At 36.7% G+C, this 19,623-nt stretch carries 20 protein-coding genes; 19 read left to right on the plus strand and 1 reads right to left on the minus strand.

What is annotated here, in order from left to right:
- The first annotated feature begins 79 nt into the window (after positions 1–79).
- The 19 genes from ACERJO_RS09820 (at position 80) to ACERJO_RS09910 (ending at position 16,707) form a co-directional block, all read left to right on the plus strand.
- Complete coding sequence (locus ACERJO_RS09820; RefSeq protein WP_373647362.1) at positions 80–868, plus strand: ABC transporter permease; 789 nt, start codon at positions 80–82, stop codon at positions 866–868.
- The gene (locus ACERJO_RS09825) at positions 865–1,944 is read left to right on the plus strand and encodes an ABC transporter substrate-binding protein (protein WP_247106673.1); all 1,080 of its coding nucleotides are present in this window, start codon (positions 865–867) and stop codon (positions 1,942–1,944) included. Before ACERJO_RS09820 ends, ACERJO_RS09825 begins: the two co-directional genes overlap by 4 nt.
- A 13-nt stretch (positions 1,945–1,957) precedes the next feature.
- Complete coding sequence (locus tag ACERJO_RS09830) at positions 1,958–2,713, plus strand: ABC transporter ATP-binding protein (protein WP_247106672.1); 756 nt, start codon at positions 1,958–1,960, stop codon at positions 2,711–2,713.
- Between the two features lie 6 nt (positions 2,714–2,719).
- Positions 2,720–3,385, plus strand: coding sequence for a thiaminase II (tenA, locus tag ACERJO_RS09835; protein ID WP_247106671.1), 666 nt, complete (start codon positions 2,720–2,722; stop codon positions 3,383–3,385).
- A 249-nt stretch (positions 3,386–3,634) separates the two neighbouring features.
- The gene (locus ACERJO_RS09840; RefSeq protein ID WP_247106670.1) at positions 3,635–5,464 is read left to right on the plus strand and encodes an assimilatory sulfite reductase (NADPH) flavoprotein subunit; all 1,830 of its coding nucleotides are present in this window, start codon (positions 3,635–3,637) and stop codon (positions 5,462–5,464) included.
- A 26-nt stretch (positions 5,465–5,490) separates the two neighbouring features.
- Positions 5,491–7,209, plus strand: a complete 1,719-nt coding sequence (gene cysI, locus ACERJO_RS09845; protein ID WP_373647363.1) for an assimilatory sulfite reductase (NADPH) hemoprotein subunit — start codon at positions 5,491–5,493, stop codon at positions 7,207–7,209.
- A 188-nt stretch (positions 7,210–7,397) separates the two neighbouring features.
- Complete coding sequence (gene sigY / locus ACERJO_RS09850; protein ID WP_247106668.1) at positions 7,398–7,934, plus strand: RNA polymerase sigma factor SigY; 537 nt, start codon at positions 7,398–7,400, stop codon at positions 7,932–7,934.
- The gene (locus ACERJO_RS09855; RefSeq protein ID WP_247106667.1) at positions 7,927–8,247 is read left to right on the plus strand and encodes a DUF5345 family protein; all 321 of its coding nucleotides are present in this window, start codon (positions 7,927–7,929) and stop codon (positions 8,245–8,247) included. Before sigY ends, ACERJO_RS09855 begins: the two co-directional genes overlap by 8 nt.
- Positions 8,244–8,462: a transcriptional regulator gene (locus tag ACERJO_RS09860; protein ID WP_247106666.1), complete on the plus strand. Its 219-nt coding sequence runs from the start codon at positions 8,244–8,246 to the stop codon at positions 8,460–8,462. Before ACERJO_RS09855 ends, ACERJO_RS09860 begins: the two co-directional genes overlap by 4 nt.
- Positions 8,463–8,464: 2 nt before the next feature.
- A complete protein-coding gene (locus ACERJO_RS09865; RefSeq protein WP_247106665.1) occupies positions 8,465–8,665 on the plus strand; it encodes a PLD nuclease N-terminal domain-containing protein in 201 nt (66 codons plus the stop codon).
- An 11-nt stretch (positions 8,666–8,676) separates the two neighbouring features.
- Positions 8,677–9,570, plus strand: a complete 894-nt coding sequence (locus ACERJO_RS09870) for an ABC transporter ATP-binding protein (protein WP_247106664.1) — start codon at positions 8,677–8,679, stop codon at positions 9,568–9,570.
- Positions 9,567–10,355 (plus strand): ABC transporter permease, encoded by a 789-nt coding sequence (locus ACERJO_RS09875; protein WP_373647364.1) that lies wholly within the window; start codon positions 9,567–9,569, stop codon positions 10,353–10,355. The genes ACERJO_RS09870 and ACERJO_RS09875 overlap by 4 nt, the downstream gene beginning before the upstream one ends.
- A gap of 74 nt (positions 10,356–10,429) precedes the next feature.
- Complete coding sequence (locus tag ACERJO_RS09880; RefSeq protein ID WP_373647365.1) at positions 10,430–10,996, plus strand: FAD-dependent oxidoreductase; 567 nt, start codon at positions 10,430–10,432, stop codon at positions 10,994–10,996.
- 203 nt (positions 10,997–11,199) lie between these two features.
- Positions 11,200–12,318 (plus strand): ABC transporter ATP-binding protein, encoded by a 1,119-nt coding sequence (locus ACERJO_RS09885; protein WP_247106661.1) that lies wholly within the window; start codon positions 11,200–11,202, stop codon positions 12,316–12,318.
- Positions 12,315–13,256, plus strand: a complete 942-nt coding sequence (locus ACERJO_RS09890; protein ID WP_373647366.1) for a carbohydrate ABC transporter permease — start codon at positions 12,315–12,317, stop codon at positions 13,254–13,256. Before ACERJO_RS09885 ends, ACERJO_RS09890 begins: the two co-directional genes overlap by 4 nt.
- Before the next feature lie 2 nt (positions 13,257–13,258).
- On the plus strand, positions 13,259–14,071 hold the full coding sequence (locus ACERJO_RS09895; RefSeq protein WP_373647379.1) for a carbohydrate ABC transporter permease: 813 nt from the start codon (positions 13,259–13,261) through the stop codon (positions 14,069–14,071).
- A 79-nt stretch (positions 14,072–14,150) separates the two neighbouring features.
- Entirely contained in the window at positions 14,151–15,554 is a 1,404-nt protein-coding gene (locus ACERJO_RS09900) for an ABC transporter substrate-binding protein (RefSeq protein WP_373647367.1), read from the plus strand.
- A 283-nt stretch (positions 15,555–15,837) separates the two neighbouring features.
- Positions 15,838–16,056 (plus strand): superinfection immunity protein, encoded by a 219-nt coding sequence (locus ACERJO_RS09905; RefSeq protein ID WP_373647368.1) that lies wholly within the window; start codon positions 15,838–15,840, stop codon positions 16,054–16,056.
- Positions 16,057–16,299: 243 nt separating this feature from the next.
- Complete coding sequence (locus tag ACERJO_RS09910; protein WP_373647369.1) at positions 16,300–16,707, plus strand: hypothetical protein; 408 nt, start codon at positions 16,300–16,302, stop codon at positions 16,705–16,707.
- A gap of 488 nt (positions 16,708–17,195) precedes the next feature.
- Here ACERJO_RS09910 and parC read toward each other — a convergent pair whose 3' ends face one another.
- Positions 17,196–19,622, minus strand: a complete 2,427-nt coding sequence (gene parC, locus ACERJO_RS09915; protein WP_373647370.1) for a DNA topoisomerase IV subunit A — start codon at positions 19,620–19,622, stop codon at positions 17,196–17,198.
- Between the last annotated feature and the right edge of the window lies 1 nt (position 19,623).

Here is a 19,623-nt window from a genome sequence, read left to right on the forward strand (position 1 = left end):
GGAAGTCCAATCGGGGAAGAGGAAGATCAATTCTACGGAAAGGTGTTGTTGTAGTTTTATATAGTAAGAGGGGGTATTCATGAAAGATTTGAAGGGTGCGACAAAAGCTGGATTACCAGCCATTGTCACTGTCGCTATGTTTGTACTCATATGGGAGCTTATCGTTCGGGTCACCGACATAGAACCTTATATTCTACCAGCTCCATCTGAGATTTTTCTGGCATTTGGTGAGTCGTGGACATTATTGCCAGAACATATTTGGATTACTGCTATTGAAGCATTACTTGGTTTTAGTTTGGGGATTATCGTTGCATTGGTCATTGCTTTATCACTTGATGCATCAGCAATATTACGAAAGAGTGTGTATCCATTGCTTCTCTTTTCCCAAACGATTCCGATTATAGCGATTGCACCTTTACTCATTATTTGGTTTGGATATGGCATTCTACCAAAGGTGTTAGTCGTCGCTTTAGTAACATTTTTTCCTGTAGTTGTGAACATGATCGAAGGCTTGCAATCGAGTGATCGGGATATGATGAGGTTATTACAATCAATGGGTAGCTCACGTTGGCAAACAATGCGTTATGTTCGATTTCCACATGCACTCCCATACTTATTTACTGGTTTGAAAATTGGTGCAACCTACAGTGTGTTAGCTGCAGTAATCTCTGAGTGGGTCGGAGCAAGCAAAGGTCTAGGTATTTATTTAGTTCGAGCTCAAAATTCTTTTGCAACCGATAAAGTGTTTGTTTCGATTGTGATTATATCATTATTAAGTTGTTTCCTATTTTTAATCATCGTCCTTATTAGTAGATGGACGATGCCTTGGAAATATAAGCATATGAAAAAAGGAAGTGGACAAAGTTGAAAAAAGGTTTATCAATCATCATCATGAGTGTTATGACTAGCTTTGCTTTAATAGGATGTGGTTCAGAGGATGTGAGCAATGACGATTCGACTGAACTAAATGAAGCAGATAATGAACAATTGGGAGAATCAACAGATGAAAAAGATGAACAAATGGGAGAGACAATAGAGGAAAAAAATGAACGACTAGAAGCGACAATTGTACTGGACTGGGTTCCTAACACGAACCATACTGGTATTTATGTGGCTAAAGCAAATGGGTATTTCGAGGAAGAAGGCTTAGACATTACAATCATCGAACCAGCGTTAGAAGGAGCGGATCAAATCGTCGCTTCTGGTCAAGCTCACTTTGGAATAAGTTCACAGGATAATGTAACGGTAGCCCGCTCAAGTGATATTCCGGTTATCTCATTAGCTGCGATTATTCAAGAGCATACGTCGGGATTTGCTTCACCAGTTGAAAAAGATATCACTTCTCCTTCTGATTTTGAAGGAAAGACGTATGGTGGCTGGGGATCTCCACAGGAAGATGTGATGATATCAGAAGTAATGAGTACAGTAGATGCTGATTCTTCAACAGTTGAAAATGTCACGGTGGGAACGTCTGACTTCTTCGTTAATACATCAAGGGAAATTGATTTTCAATGGATTTTCTATGGATGGACAGGTGTTGAGGCAGAGGTACGTGGTGAAGATATAAACATGATTTATTTAACGGATATCGATCCAGTTTTTTCATATTATTCTCCAGTTATTATTAGTAGTGATTCTGTTGTTGAAGAACAGCCGGAGCTTGTTGAGAAATTTATGCATGCCATCAGTCGTGGGTATGAATTTGCCATTGATCATGTCGATGAAGCGGCAGACATCTTAATCGAGGCAACTCCCGAAACAGATGCTGAGTTAATACGTGCTTCTCAGGAGTGGTTAAGTGAACGTTACCAAGGAGAGGCGGAGAAGTGGGGGTATCAAAGCACAGATGTTTGGAGTACTTATACCGAATGGATGCTAGATAATGAATTGATTGAAGTAGATGTACCAATTGAAGAAGCGATGACGAATCAGTTTCTTCCTTAGAAAAGGAGATATGATGCATTTACAATTATCGAATATTCACTATACATTCTCTGATCAAACTAACGTCATTAATGATTTGCATCTCTATATTGAAAAAGGGGAATTTGTCTCCCTTATTGGACCTAGTGGATGTGGAAAAAGTACATTATTCAATTTAATATCTGGTTTAGAGATACCAAGCGCTGGTGAAATTCTTCTTAATGGCCATTCGATTGTCGGTCAACGGAATCATGCAAGTTATATGATGCAAAAAGATTTACTTTTACCGTGGAAAACAGTATTAGAAAATGCTCTATTAGGAGCAGAAATTAGTAAGCAGAATATAGCAGAATCTAAGAAAAAGGCGTTTGAACTCTTACCTTTATTCGGACTTGATGGCTATGAGCATTATTATCCGCATGTTCTTTCAGGTGGAATGAAACAACGCGCTGCCCTATTAAGGACATTTCTCCATCAAAAAGAACTTTTGTTGTTAGATGAGCCTTTCGGAGCGCTTGACGCATTAACAAGAGAACACATGCATGAATGGCTTCTATCAATTTGGAGCAAATTACGACGTTCAGTATTGTTTATTACACATAGTATTGATGAAGCTATTTTTTTATCAGATAGAATCTGTGTCATGGCTCCAAAACCTACAAACGTATTAGTTGAATATAGCGTAAAGCTACCAAGACCAAGAACGAAAGAAATGATCGTAACAGAAGAGTATTTATCGTTAAAAAAACAATTAATGCAATCTTTACAAAAAGAGGAATGGAAGGGATGACTTTTAATGAAATTTTCGGAACATTTAAGAAAGCAGGTTGATTCAATTTGGAATGCAAGCTTTGAACATCCATTTGTAAAAGGGGTAGCTGATGGTTCTTTATCTCTTGAAGCGTTCAAGCATTATGTGAAACAAGATTCATATTATTTATCAAAATTTGCACAGGTTCAATCGATTGGTGCTGCTAAAGCAATGGACTTCTACACAACGAGTCGAATGGCGTTTCATGCCAAGTCGACCTTTGATGCTGAGCATATGCTACATGAAGGATTTGCGAAGGAGCTGGGGTTATCAGAAGAAGGGCACATAATTGTTGAAAACCCTGCACCTACGGCAGTTGCCTATACGAATCACCTATTTGCATCGGCTTATAAAGGAACACTGGGAGATGTGATTGCTGCTATTTTACCGTGTTATTGGCTTTATTGGGAAATCGGTGAGAAATTTAAGGGAGCTAAACCGGGGGTAGCCATTTATCAAAAATGGATTGATACGTATGGTGATGAGTGGTTTGGAGATCTTGTTCAAGAGCAAATTAACCGCTTAGATGATTGGGCGAGTAAAGCTTCTGAGGATGAGAAGAAAAGAATGGAGGACATTTTTGTTACGAGTAGTAAGTATGAATATATGTTCTGGGAGATGGCCTATACATTAGAAGAGTGGCCAGTTTAATTATATTCCATGTGCATTGAAGTCCACCTTTTTATAAGGCGGACTTCTCCTTTGTTTAAAAATGATGAAACGTGAAAAATAAAGCATTTAGCAGTAAAACCAACTTGACTTATAGGAATAGTGAAGCTATCATTATAGTAATCATTTTTTAATTATACCCGAAATAATGAATGATTTTTATGTCAAAACTAGTCCTATTACATAAAATCAAGTAAGATTAGTTTATATTTAATTGTGAGGTGGAATTTGTTGCAACTTCATGTTTTGAACAGTCCGTTTAATGAAGCACAGGTAGAGCAATTAAATAAGCTCTTACCAACATTAACAGAATCACAGAAAATTTGGTTAACAGGATATTTAGCAGCTACACAAGCTGCTTCAGTAACTGGAAATCAATCTAGTGGAAATACTACAGCTACTAATGTTACACCAGTCGTGGAACAAGTGATTTCTAAGGATGTAACGATCTTATTTGGATCACAAACCGGCAATGCGCAAGGTCTTGCTGAACAAGCAGGAAAGATGTTAGATACAAAAGGTTTTAACTGTACGGTTCTTTCTATGAGTGACTTTAAACCAAAAAATTTAAAAAAGGTTGAAAACCTACTCATTCTTGTGAGTACTCATGGTGAGGGTGATCCACCGGATAATGCATTAACGTTTCATGAGTTTCTTCATGGGAAGCGCGCACCTAAATTAGACTCACTTCGCTACTCAGTCTTATCACTTGGCGATAGCTCATATGAATTTTTCTGTCAAACAGGCAAGGAATTCGATCAACGATTAGAAGAGCTGGGAGGTACACGTTTACATCCTCGTGTAGACTGTGACTTAGACTTTGATGAGCCTGCGGCAGAATGGATTGAAGGCGTTCTTAATGGATTAAATGAAGGAGTAACACAGTCAACAGAAGTGTTAGCAGAAACAGCGACAGCTTCATCTGTTGAAAGTGAATTCTCACGAACCAATCCGTTTCAAGCAGAAGTGTTAGAAAATTTAAATTTGAATGGTCGTGGTTCAAATAAAGAGACGCGCCATCTTGAATTATCATTAGAAGGTTCAGGTCTTACATATGAACCGGGTGATGCGTTAGGGATTTATCCTGAAAACGATCCAGAGTTAGTTCATTTACTTTTGAACGAGTTAAACTGGGATTCAGAAGAAATAGTGACAGTTAACAAACAAGGTGATGTCCTGTCATTAAAAGAAGCACTTACGAAGCATTTCGAAATTACTGTTTTGACTAAGCCTTTATTAGAGCAAGCATTAAAGCTATCTAATCATGATGCTTTACGTGAACTACTCTCTGCTGGAAAAGAAGCGGAATTAAAGGAGTATATAAACGGACGTGATGTATTAGATTTAGTTCAAGATTTTGGACCTTGGGGTGTATCCGCTCAGGAGTTTATTTCAATTCTCCGGAAAATGCCTGGTCGCTTGTATTCGATCGCAAGTAGTTATACGGCAAATGAAGAAGAAGTGCATTTAACAATTGGAACTGTGCGTTACGAGTCTCATGGTCGTAATCGCAAAGGTGTTTGCTCTACTCTTTGTGCTGAACGTCTAGAATCAGGTGATACGATTCCGGTCTATATTCAAAAGAATCCTAACTTCAAACTTCCTGATCATTCAGATACACCGATTATTATGGTTGGTCCAGGAACAGGAATTGCACCATTTAGAGCATTCATGCAGGAGCGTGAAGAAACAGAAGCTGAAGGGAAGTCTTGGCTCTTCTTTGGTGATCAACATTTCATGACAGATTTCTTATATCAAACGGAATGGCAACAATGGTTAAAGGATGGAGTCTTAACGAAGATGGATGTTGCTTTTTCGCGTGATTCTGATGAAAAGGTGTATGTCCAGCATCGTATGCGTGAACAAGGTAAGGAGCTATACTCATGGATTCAAGAAGGTGCTGTTATTTACATTTGTGGTGATGAGAAGCATATGGCACATGATGTTCACGAAACGTTGATCACTATTATTGAACATGAAGGACAGATGAACCGTGAACAAGCAGAACAATACCTTTCAGAAATGCAGCAACAAAAACGTTACCAACGAGATGTTTATTGATTTAAGAATGGAAGGAGTAATGCAACATGGCTAATCAAAAGTTAACAGCACCTGAAGGTTCACCTAGTGATGTTGAACGAATAAAAGAAGAAAGTAATTACCTACGTGGATCATTAGAGGAATCGATGCTAGATCAAATCACTTCAGGAATTCCTGATGATGATAATCGTCTTATGAAGTTTCATGGAAGTTATCTTCAAGATGACCGTGATTTACGTAATGAAAGGCAAAAACAAAAACTAGAACCAGCTTATCAATTTATGCTTAGAGTTCGTACACCTGGTGGAGTATCGACACCTGAACAATGGCTCGTAATGGATGAATTAGCACAAAAGTATGGAAATAGCACGTTAAAGCTAACGACTCGTCAAGCATTTCAAATGCATGGAATTTTAAAGTGGAACATGAAGAAAACGATTCAAGAGATTCATGCTTCGATGCTTGATACGATTGCAGCCTGTGGCGATGTAAACCGTAATGTGATGTGTAATCCAAACCCATATCAATCTGCTGTTCATGCTGAAGTATTCGAATGGTCTAAAAAGCTAAGTGATGATTTATTGCCACGTACAAAAGCCTATCATGAGCTTTGGTTAGATGAGGAGAAAGTAGCAAGTACACCTGAGGTTGAGGAAGTTGAACCCATGTACGGTCCATTATACTTACCGCGAAAATTTAAAATTGGTATCGCCGTTCCACCATCTAATGATATTGATGTTTTCTCTCAAGATATTGGTTATATTGCGATTATTGAAAACAACAAACTCGTTGGATTTAATGTAGCCATTGGTGGCGGTATGGGTATGACACATGGTGACACGGCCACTTATCCTCAGCTTGGAAAGGTTATTGGCTTTTGTAAGCCAGAGCAAATGGTAGATGTCGCTGAGAAAATTATTACGATACAGCGCGATTACGGTAACCGTTCTGTTCGTAAAAATGCTCGGTTTAAGTATACGGTTGATCGTTTAGGATTAGAGAATGTCGTCGAAGAGCTAGAAAACCGTCTCGGTTGGAAGCTTGAGGACGCGCGCGACTTTCATTTTGACCATAATGGTGATCGTTATGGTTGGGAAAAAGGTGTGCAACGTAGATGGCACTACACCTTATTTGTACAAGGTGGTCGTATAGTTGATACGGATGATTATAAGCTTATGACAGCATTAAGAGAGATTGCGAAGGTCCACACAGGTGATTTCAGGTTAACAGCTAATCAAAATCTTGTCATTGCTAATGTCACGAGTCAGAAGAAAAAGCAAATTACTGAAATTATTGAAAAGTATCGTTTAACGGATGGTTCTCCTTATTCAGCATTACGCCGTAGTTCACTTGCCTGTGTATCGTTACCAACCTGTGGCCTTGCAATGGCTGAAGCGGAGCGCTATTTACCAACACTTATTGATAAAGTGGATGTGATTGTAGATGAGGCTGGTTTACGTGATAAGGAAATTACGATTAGAATGACTGGCTGCCCTAACAGCTGTGCCAGGCCAACACTTGCTGAAATTGGGTTCATCGGAAAAGCACCAGGTAAATACAATATGTATATAGGTGCGGCCCATGACGGGAGTCGCTTAAGTAAACTATATCGTGAAAATATTGGTGAAGAAGACATTTTATCTGAATTGAAGCAACTGCTTACACGATATGCGAAAGAGAGAGAAGATGGCGAGCATTTTGGTGATTTCGTTGTTCGTACAGGTGTGATTAAAGCAACAACAGACGGAACGAATTTCCATGAATAACTGTATTTGATAAAGGTGCTTGATAAGGTTACATTTAACCTTATCAAGCACCTTTTTCAGGTTGAAAATAGTAATTGTAGCAACTAAAGACGACGCTCTAAAAAAATTTTATTAATTTTTTTAGATTAAATGAACGATTATATATCTCCAAACGTCACAATAATGTCCACATAATAAGGAGGCTTTAAATGGAGGAAGATGATTGGATACTCATTGAACGTGCAATGCAAGGAGAAGAAGAGGCCTTTTCGATGTTATATAAACGTTATTATTCATTTTTGTTTAATTATTTACTTAAATTAACATTAGATGAGCAAATTAGTGCTGATATAAGTCAGGATACGATGTTAAAAGCGTATTTACGTTTACATACATTTCGTGGAGATAGTAAATTTTCGACTTGGCTTATTTCAATTGCCTCACGTGTGTACGTTGACAAAAAGAGGAAGGAAAAGCGTGATATCAATTTAATGAAACAAATGAAGGTGATCCTGTCGAGGCAATTAAAGTGGAAAAGTGATCAACTACAAATGGAATGGAGTGATTACTTTGCGGAGTTCAACCAACTAGAAACATCGATTAAAATGCCAATATTGTTGCATTATTATTATGGCTATACGTATGAAGAAATTGGCGAAATGTTAAAAGTAAAAGCTGGTACTGTTAAGTCTAGGGTCCATTATGGCATTAAAAACGTGCGAAAGGAGATGAATAGAATTGAGTGAACAGGATAAAGATCATCGCCAGTTGGTACAGTCGTTAAAGGCAGATTGGGAGAAGCTTAATCAAATTGGAGATGAATGGGTCGATGCAGCCTATTTAGAACGACAGATACAGCAAGCTCAAAAAGAAAAACAACGTGCAATGAAGAAAGAGTTTTATTTATTTCTTGTTTCTTCCGTATTCATCATGATAGCTACAATAGCCGTTATTCTCCAGTCCTTTCATGCATTTGTAATCATACAATGTGTAACATTAGTAGGTGCACCTCTTATTCTTTTCTTACTAAACAAAAGAAAAAAGAAGGTGACTTCATGATTGAGAACACTCAATGGGATATAAGGATCATCATGTTGTTAGCTGTCACTTTACTCGTTCAAAGCATCTTTCTTTTTAGAGATGCTCAAAAAAGAGGGAGCTACAAATGGTTTTGGGGTATTTGGGGGTTACTTCAATTTCCTATGCCGACGTTGTTTTATTTTCTATTTGTTAGATGGCCACAATACCGAAAACAAAATAAGAGGAGTGTATAAAGATGAATACGATTGATTCAGATTTGTTAATGCTACTAGTGCCGATTTTTGTTCTACAAGGGATTTTATTCATAATTGCAATGATTAGTTTAATACGTCAAGAAGGTACCAACGGTCCTAAATGGATGTGGGCTTTGCTTATATTATGCATGAATCCTATTGGAGCAATATTGTATTTTATTCTCGGTCGAAAAAACAACTAAGGAGTGAGTAGATGATTATTGAAGTAAAGAAGCTCTCAAAGAAATATAAAGAACAAACTGCTGTTCATCCATTAACCTTCTCAATTAATAAAGGCTCTTGTGTGGCTGTGCTCGGTCCGAATGGAGCTGGTAAAACGACGACATTGCAAATGCTTGCAGGATTATTAACACCGACGTCAGGTAGGATAAATTTCTCTCATTTATCTAAAGGAGACATGCGTTCAGAAATTGGATTCTTACCTCAGCATCCTTCTTTCTTTAACTGGATGACTGCTAGTGAGTTTTTACAATTGTCAGGGCAATTAGCGCATATTCGCAAAAATGAACTTCATGCTAAGATCGATGAAGTGTTAAACTTTGTTGGTTTGACATCTGCTAAAAAAAAGAAAATTGCAGGGTTTTCAGGAGGGATGAGACAGAGGCTTGGATTAGCTCAAGCAATCATTCATGAACCAAAATTATTAATTTTAGATGAACCTGTTTCAGCACTAGATCCACAAGGCCGTCGCGATGTTTTACAGTTAATTCAATCATTAAAAGGGAAAATGACGATTCTTTTTTCTACACATATTCTCCATGATGCTGAACAGGTTTGTGATGATATTTTCATATTAAAAGAAGGACAGTTAAAGTGGCAAGGTAAATTAGATGATTTGCAGGAAGAGCAGCATTCAATCAATCTTAAACTTACAGTAGAAAGGAATGTAGCGCAACACCTAGATCATTTAAGCACCATCAACGATTATCGAATTGTAGATGACACAACAGCTTTCATTCATATTCAACACCAAACAGAAGGGACTCAGATCCTATCAGCTCTTTTGAAAAATGGGGCAGTTGTTACGCACTATGAATTAGTGAAGGAATCGTTAGAAGACGCATATTTAAAGGTGATGGAACTATGAGAACATTTTGGATATTGTTTAAAAAAGAAATGGTTGAAAGCATGAAAAACGGAAAATGGATATGGCTACCTATTACATTGATTATCCTTGGAATTTCACAACCGATCACGACTTATTTTATGCCACAAATTCTTGAAATGGCAGGAAATCTACCAGAAGGCACTGTTATTGAACTTCCAACACCTACAGGCGAAGAAGTATTAAGCGGTGTATTATCGCAATATAGCACGATTGGAACCCTTCTATTTATTTTAGCGTCGATGGGAATGATCGCTCATGAACGAAGAAGTGGTGCGTTAACATTGATTATGGCTAGACCTGTTTATTCAATTCAATATATTATGAGTAAGTTTGCCGCTCATGCGTTTCTACTAATTGTTTCTCTCTTTTTCGGTTATGCTCTGAGTTGGTATTATACGAGTCTATTATTTTCAACCATCACGTTTCAAGCAATGATTTCTAGTATGATTATGTATAGTATATGGATACTTTTAGTGATTGCCGCTACGACATTTGTGAGTACAGTATTGAAACATGCTGGGGGAATTGCCGGTGTTAGTGTTATTCTATTAGGCACAATTAGTATATTAACTACATTGCTTCCGAAATATATGACATGGAGCCCTGGAAATATAAGCAATGAAGCGATGTTACTTATAAATGAAACGTCTTCGTCCAGTTTATGGTTAGTTAGTCTTAGTAGTGTGATGTTGATTGCGATCCTGTTGATTGCCGCTATCGTCACATTTAATCGATTAGAAAGCTATCACCAAGCTGATTTTTAAAAGATAAGCATATATTTTTATTATTTCTCCAACATTAGATAAAATAGAAATAACTTTTTAAAAGGAGTGATTAGATGTCTTATGAGATTGCGATTATTGGTGCAGGTCCCGCTGGTGCAAGCGCGGCTCTGTTTGCAGCGAAGGCCGGTAAGAAAACATTATTGTTAGATCATGGTAAAAGTATGACAGCGAGAGCATGGGTGGAGAATCATTATGGAGTAGATGGTATTGAAGGTCCTAAACTTCTAGAATTAGGAAAGGAGCAAGCAACAAAATTTGGTGCTGACTTGAAGGAAGAGGAAGTTCTATCAATTTCTGAACAGGCTGATGAATATGTGCTTGAAACGGCAAATGGTACATACTTAACAAAGCATGTGATTCTAGCAACGGGAGCTATTGCGCAATTAGCTGAAAAGAGTGGAATTACCACAAAAGAGGGATCTGAGCCTCGTATTAAAAACGTTGTCGATGTTGATTCTTCAGGTAAAACGAATAAAGAACGTCTTTGGGCTGCTGGAACTGTTGCGGATCAAAGTGTACACACCATTATTACAGCTGGTGATGGTGCGAAGGTAGCGATTAATGTCATTAGTGAACTAAATGGTGAGCGTTATGTAGACCATGATGTATTAAAAGCATAGATTGATATTGAGTAGAGTCCACTATGGATTCTACTCTTTTTTTATTCCACTGCACGAGAGGTGAACAAGACAAAACAGGATGACAATATAGATTGTATAAATTGTAAATCAATTAATGTTTTGTATATATTTTGTATAGAATCTGTTAATTCAATTATTTAGTGATATTTTCTATGTTTTAATACAAGTGAGGAGGCGATTACATGAATCAAGTTGAGTTAATAAATATTTCAAAATCATATGACAAACAATCTCATGTTTTAAAAGAAATTTATTTATCGATTAAAAAGGGTGAGTTTTTTGTCTTAGTTGGCCCATCCGGCTCTGGAAAAAGTACGTTACTTCGAATGATAGCTGGTTTGGAAGACATTACGGATGGAAAGCTTTTAATAAACAATAAAGTCGTCAATCATTTACCTCCAAAAGATCGTCATTTATCAATGGTATTTCAAAATTATGCATTATATCCTCATTTAACGGTCGAACAAAACATATTGTTCGGGCTCCATGCAAAAAAAGTACATAAACAAGAACAAAAGCGCCGCCTGCATGAAACGGCTGAAATGATGGGATTAACGGAACTCTTAAAACGAAAACCGAAAGAATTGTCAGGTGGTCAACGACAACGGGTAGCATTGGCTCGCTCCGTTGTGAGTGAAGCTCCTCTTTGTTTAATGGATGAGCCTTTGTCTAATCTAGATGCAAAGTTACGATCTCATATGAGAATGGAAATTCGACGTTTACAAAAAAAACTAGGGTTAACGATGATATATGTCACTCATGATCAAGTAGAAGCGATGACAATGGGAGATCGAATTATGGTATTGAATGATGGTCATATTCAGCAGCTAGGTGAGCCGATCACACTATACAATGAACCTGCCAATACGTTCGTTGCCTCATTTATTGGTTCTCCTAAGATGAACATGGGTAGAGCGTTATTTGATGAAAGTGGTGCCAATTTGCTAGTTGAAGGAGAGCTGAAGATTCCTACTAATTCAATAAATATGACTAGCTTATCGAGGGACAGAGAATACATGATCGGAATTCGTGCAGAGCATATTGCTCATAGTAATCATGAGCAAATCACTCATTTAATTGAAGTCATAAATGTTGAACAATTAGGGAATGAAACCTTACTCTCTTTTGAAATTGGACAAGAGGTATGGACAGCCAAATGGCTTGGACAATGGCGAATTGGAATGGGAGATAAGGTTCCAATCCAGCTATCAATCGATTCATTATGCTTTTTTGATAAAAAAACAGGTCAGCTCGTCAAAGCAGCGACGGTTGGTGGTACAAAAGAGGTCGTAGCAATATGAATGAAGTGATCGTAAATCAAGATTCAATCATTGGTGATGCAGCCATTGAAAAAGCAAAACGAAAAAGAAAACGTATGCAGTTTCTTAAAGGCACGCTATTTCTACTTCCCTCTATTGTTTTGTTTGGTTTGTTTTTATTTTACCCACTAGGGAGAACCATTTATTTAAGTTTTTTTTTAACAGATAATAGTGGTAGTCCTACTGTATTTGTTGGTCTTGATAATTTTATAGCTATTTTTACTTCTCCTATATTTCAAAAGAGCTTAATGTCTACTTTTCTGTTTGTTTTATATATCGTTCCAGGTACGGTACTTTTAGGGTTATTTTTAGCCATTATTGCGAACGAAAAACTAAAAGGTGTTGGGATTTTTCGAACCATTTTTTCGTCAACAATGGGTATATCAGTTGCAGCAGCATCCGTTTTTTGGTTGTTTCTCTTTCATCCTACCATTGGTTGGCTTAATCAATTGATAAGTATATTTGGTATTGGAGCTGTTGGTTGGTTAACCGATCCTCAATGGGCACTCATGTCTGTGTCGATTTCAACGATTTGGATGAATGTTGGCTTTACGTTTTTAATTTTACTAGGTGGCTTACAATCAATTGATTCGTATTTATATGAAAGTGCGAACATTGATGGTGCAAGTTATTTTTATAAGCTGCGACGTATTACGCTGCCAATGCTATCACCGACACTGTTTTTCGTTGTAACCGTTACATTGATTAACGCCTTTCAAACATTCGGTCAAATTGATTTATTGACTCGAGGCGGACCGCAAAATGAAACGAATTTAATTGTTTATTCCATATACCAAAATGCGTTTATGAATTATCAATATGGTATGGCAAGCGCACAAGCTTTCATTTTATTTGCAATTATTCTAGTTCTGACATTTGTTCAATTCAAACTAGGTGAAAGGAAGGTTCATTATCAATGAGAATGCCCACATCTCAAAAAATCATCCTCTACATTTTACTAATTATTTCAGCCTTTCTTATTTTTGCACCTGCTTTAATGGCTTTTAGTATGAGCTTTATGTCAGGACAAGATATTATGACAGGTAAAATCATTCCTACATCGATTACGTTTGATAATTACATTCACGTTTTTCAACGGTTTCCACTTATGAATTATTTAATTAATAGCTTTGTTGTTTCCATTTTGATTATGATCGGCCAGCTTACTTTGGCTAGCTTGGCTGCATATGCTTTTACGTTTCTCCATTTCAAGGGAAGAGATGTGCTATTTTTTATATTCATTGCGACAATGATGGTTCCCTTTGAAGCTTCCATTATTCCTAATTTTCATACGATTCGTGACCTAGGCTTTATAGACTCCTATATTGGCCTAACGCTACCGTTTTTTGCGATGGCCTTTGGAACGTTTCTATTACGACAAAACTTTAAGCAAATTCCAATTGAATTAAAAGAAGCTAGTGAAATTGTCGGTATGGGTGATTTTAAATTTTTTATTAAAATCGTTCTGCCTGTTGCGCGCACAAGCTTGTTAACCTTATCCGTTTATAGTTTCTTATCTTCTTGGAATATGTACTTATGGCCATTATTAGCAACGACAAATGATTCTGTCCGAACCGTACAAATTGGTTTGAAGCAGCTACAGTCTCAAGAGCAATTAAATGAATGGGGCATTATTATGGCTGGAGCGATCATTGTTGTATTACCAACATTAATCTTATTATTTCTAGGTCAAAAGAAATTACAAAGAGGATTGGCAGAAGGAGCACTTAAATAAGGCATTCTTGAATAACCAATGTGTTATTCATTGATGATAAATTAAAAAAGAAATGATGATGAGGAGTGGAGAGTTAATAATGAAAAAAGGATTAGCTTTTATCGTATTGCTTGCTTTCATGCTAGTTACAGTCGCGTGTAACAACAATGAAGTGACTGGAGAAGAAGGAAATGAACCGGATAATTCTACAGATGAGGTAGAAAATGCAGATCAAGATCAGGGAACTAATGATGAAGGGCAAATCACTGATGGACCTGTTACAGTAACGTTTTGGCATGCAATGGGTGGGGCATTACAAGAAGCACTTGATGGATTAGTTGATATGTATAATGAGTCTCAAGATGATGTGGTTGTTGAAGCAGAATACCAGGGCTCTTATGATGAAGCATTAACAAAATTTCATAGTGTTGCAGGAACAGACAGTGCTCCAACGATGATTCAGGTTTTTGAAATTGGAACAATGTCGATGGTACATAGTGGACATATCACCCCGATTCAAGAGTTAGTTGATGCAGATGGTTATGATATGAGTAGCCTTGAAGACAATATTATTAATTACTATAAAATAGACGATCAATTTTATTCAATGCCATTTAACTCTTCAACACCTGTTATGTATTATAACAAGGATGCCTTTGAAGAGGCTGGACTTGATCCTGATTCACCACCTGAAACCTATGAAGAAATAGAAGAAGCCTCACGTCAAATTGTTGAATCCAATCCAGATATGAAGGGCTTTGCTTTGCAGGCCTATGGTTGGTTATATGAACAACTGCTAGCGAATCAAGGTGCATTGCTTATGAACAATGATAACGGAAGAAGTAGTACACCGACAGAGGTAGGCTTTACAGATGAAGAAGGAAAATCGGTTTTTGAATGGGTTGAGCGTATGATTGAAGACGATACGTTTGCTAATTATGGGACAAATAGTGATAATATGGTTTCTGGATTTATGTCAGGTGATGTTGCAATGTTTTTACAGTCATCGGCAAGTGTGAAAAATGTTGTAGAAAATGCTCCATTTGAAGTAGGAGTTGCATTTTTGCCTCATCCTGAAAATACAGAAAGAAATGGCGTTGTTATTGGTGGGGCGAGCCTTTGGATGGTAGATGGTAAACCAGAAGCTGAGCAAATGGCAGCTTGGGATTTTATGAAATTTCTACAAACACCAGAAGTTCAAGCACAGTGGCATGTTGGAACGGGATATTTTGCCATTAACCCAGCAGCTTATGACGAAGAGGTTGTCCTAGAGGCATATGAAACAATGCCACAATTAAAAGTAACTGTCGATCAGCTACAAGCGACAACGTCTAATTATGCTACTCAAGGAGCTATTATGGATATGATTCCGGAAGCACGTCGGATTACAGAAACGGCGCTTGAAACCGTTTATAACGGTGGAGCAGTCGATGATGCATACCAATCAGTTGTAGATCAAATCAATGCAGCGATCGAACAAGCGAATAGAGCACGAGGAGAGTAATAGTTTTTAACATAAAGGATAAGAGTGTTTCAAGGGAAATCTTGAAATACTCTTATTTTTTGAGGACTATCTGCGAAGAAGTTGATTTTGTTTACGAGTACATGTCACGAACAGCTTCTCCGTTCTCTTTACATTACTTGATTTAACACTAATAGATATTAGTACCCGATTTCCAAAATTATATTTTAAATAATTAGGACGTTTAGATTATATAAAGTAAACACTTTTATTGATATATTGAATTTTATATTTGAAATTTTTATAAATACAGAGGAGGAGAACGATGGAATCTATTTTCAAGCTTGTAGCATTTATGGGAGTGGTGTTTATTCATTTTATCCCGACTTATATTGCCTATAAAAGGAAAAAACATAATCGAATAACGATTGCAGTTGTAAATTTATTATCAGGATGGATCATAATAGGCTGGTTTTTTGCGCTTTACATGGCTTTGAAGAATGATGATAATCAAGCTTTATATAAGGCAAAGTATAAGTTATGATGTTATCTAAATCTCAAAATATTAAACAAACTGTCTTGTCTTATTTATACATAGATTTTGTGATTGAAAAAGTGTCCGTTGAAATAATTCTGATGACATAACGAAAAATGAAGTAAAAGTGTATACATAACTGTCAATAATATGCAAAGTGTGTATATTAATACAACGATATTAGTGTATTTATCTACTCGAAAACTGTTATTAGCATCTATTTACAAAATGACAATAAAAGGATGTGAAATAATGAAATATAGTAGTATGTTACTATTTTTGCTTTTGATATCTTGTTATTCTGATAATAGTCATGATGAATATGTTTCGGAAGTTGAATTTTCAGTGCGAGATAGTATTGTGCAAGAGTACATTTTAGAAATTAGACCACTGGAAGAACGTCAATATATTGGAGAACACCCAATTTGGAGGGACGACCAAGAAGAGTTTGAGGCTAATAAGTTCTTATATCTTACAGATGGGCAAAAGGTGGAAGTAGTGATTGAAAATGACCTTTTGTATAAAGTGATGGTTTTTGAAATAGATCCTAATGCTGATATAGATAAGTATAAATTACGTGAGGGAACCGCAGAAATGATATATGAAGAGGAATTTATGGTTGATAAGGGAACAAAACAGTTTATTATTCATACAGAATAATTTTCTATTGAAATACCTGTGAAAGCTCTGGTCATCGGAGATTAATAGACCAGAAGAGTTAGAGAAAATAACTAAAAGTATGAGAAAGAAACTATTAATACGATGATAACTAAAATACTTATGTGAATTATACTAAATTAATATAATGCGAACCCATTGATAAAAGCAGGTCAATAATGGGTTCTTATTATTTAGTTCTTAATTATCCTGTCTAAATAAAATGTTTTTAAATTTTTCATTTTGTACGATGAAAAGAAGGAGAATATTTTAAATTATACGTTACTTCTATCTAGTTTACATAATATATATTATCGGAACCAATGAAGTGATATTCTTTTTTGTATCAAAAATCAAGTATACGTATTATATTGAGACGAAAACAAAAAATAATAGTATACATCTCATTTTTTCACTCCTTTGTTTTAAGAATGAAATTTAATTTGCAGAAAATAAACCGAGATCGTTAAACCTCGGTTTATTTCAATGGATCATGTTCGGTATTTGATCACATCGATGACGTCGCCTGTTACATTAGCATCTATCAAAAAGGAGCCATTGCTGTATCGATCGCTCTTACGAAGCAGCTTTGGATTTATTTCCTCTCTAGTTCCTTTTTCTGTTAACAAAGCATAGGCTACTGTATCATCCTGACAAATCTTAATACATGAAACGACTCTATGAGGGTTTGATTTTAATTCTCTTAATAATGTTAAGCCCCTTTTCGCTCTGCTTGATTTATCAAATTCACTTATTGCTACTTTCTTAGCTGCTCCACGATGCGTGACAATTAAAAATTCAACATTTTCATCGAGTGTAAATAATTCAGTATTAACGACATAATCATTTTCTTTTAAGCTAATCCCTTTTACCCCAGCTGCCCGTTGACCAACTGCATTTACTTCCGACTCACTAAACCATAATCCGTAACCTTGATGAGTAGCGATGAACAACTCTTGTTCGCCATTTGTTTTAAACACGGAAACGACCTCATCGTCAGCTTTCAATTTGATTGCCATAAGTGGTTTGGAGTAACGCTGTGCTTGGTATAGTGATAGCATTGAACGTTTAGCCATACCATTACGTGTAATAAATAACAACGAAAATTCATCAGTAAACTCTTTTATTGGCATTGCAGCAATAATTTTATCTTCTCGGTCAAGCGAAACGATGTTTGCGACATGCTGCCCCATCTCTTTCCAACGGACATCTGGAAGCTCATGTACGGGAATATAAAGATAATTCCCTAGTTTAGTGAATAAGAGCAATGTGTCGGTTGTGTTCATTTCAAAGTAATCAATTAAATGATCACCTTCCTTCAAAGTCGGCAGTTCACCATTTGAGGCAGAATAGGAGCGAATACTCGCACGTTTAACATAACCATCTTGTGTAACACTTACCATAACATCCTCTGAAGCAATTAAGACATCCATATTTATTTTAATTTCTTCGATTTCTTCTTTAATTTCTGTTCTTCTGACATCAGCGAAGTCTTTTTTAATTTTATTTAAATCTTTTTTGATAACTCGAATAAGCTTTTTCTCACTTGCTAAGATCGCTTCTAATTCATGTATACGTCTTTCAAGATCGGCTGCTTCTTCTTCAAGTGTTGTAATATCAGTATTTGTTAATCGATAAAGCTGTAAATTTACGATTGCTTCAGCTTGTAGCTCAGTAAATTCGTATTGAGCAATTAAATTATTCTTTGCGTCTTTTTTATCGTTAGAAGCACGAATTGTTGAGATAACATCATCTAATATCGAGATAGCTTTCATCAGACCTTCAACGATGTGTTGACGGTCTTTCGCTTTTTCAAGGTCATATTGTGAACGTCGTCGGATGACTTCTTTCTGGTGATCAATATACGCCTGAATCAGCTCTTGAAGTCCCATTAGTTTAGGTGCTTTTCTTGAAATGGCCACCATGTTGAAGTTATATGTAATTTGTAAATCTGTATTTTTAAACAGATAGTGCAAAATAGCATTTGCATCCGCTTCTTTTTTTAATTCAACAACGATTCTCATACCCGTTCGATCTGTATCGTCACGAACCTCAGCAATCCCGTCTACTTTTTTATCAAAACGAAGCTCATCCATTTTCTTCACTAGATTCGCTTTGTTTACTTCATATGGGATTTCCGTAATCGTAATTTGTTCCTTGCCACCTTTTAATTGCTCAACCTCTGTTTTAGCACGAACGACTACTTTTCCTTTACCTGTTTGATACGCTTGTCTTATGCCATCTAATCCTTGTACAATCCCACCAGTAGGGAAATCAGGCCCTTTAATAATGGTTAGTAAATCTTCTAAAGTTACGTTCGGATTTTCCATCTGCATGATAACCCCATCAATGATTTCACCTAAGTGATGAGGTGGAATATCAGTTGCGTATCCTGCTGAAATTCCTGTTGATCCATTGACAAGTAAATTTGGAAACATTGCAGGAAGAACAACAGGCTCTTGCTCAGAATCGTCAAAATTTGGAATGTAATCAACTGTATTTCGGTCAATATCACGTAATAATTGGGAAGCGATTTTCGATAATCTCGCTTCTGTATAACGCATAGCAGCTGCAGGATCACCATCTACTGAACCGTTGTTTCCATGCATATCAATTAAAATGTTTCGTACTTTCCACTCTTGACTCATCCGAACCATTGCATCATACACAGATGAATCTCCATGAGGGTGGTAATTACCGATTACATTCCCGACCGTTTTCGCGGACTTTCGGAACGGTTTATCCGCTGAATTCCCTTCCTTATGCATCGCATATAATATCCGACGCTGTACAGGCTTCAATCCGTCACGGGCATCAGGTAATGCACGCTCCTGAATAATATATTTACTATATCGGCCAAAACGATCGCCGATAACTTCTTCTAAAGGAAGATCTAAGTAACGCTCTGTTTGTGCCAAG

This window comes from Halalkalibacter sp. AB-rgal2 (assembly GCF_041821005.1).
Taxonomy (GTDB): domain Bacteria; phylum Bacillota; class Bacilli; order Bacillales; family Bacillaceae_D; genus Halalkalibacter.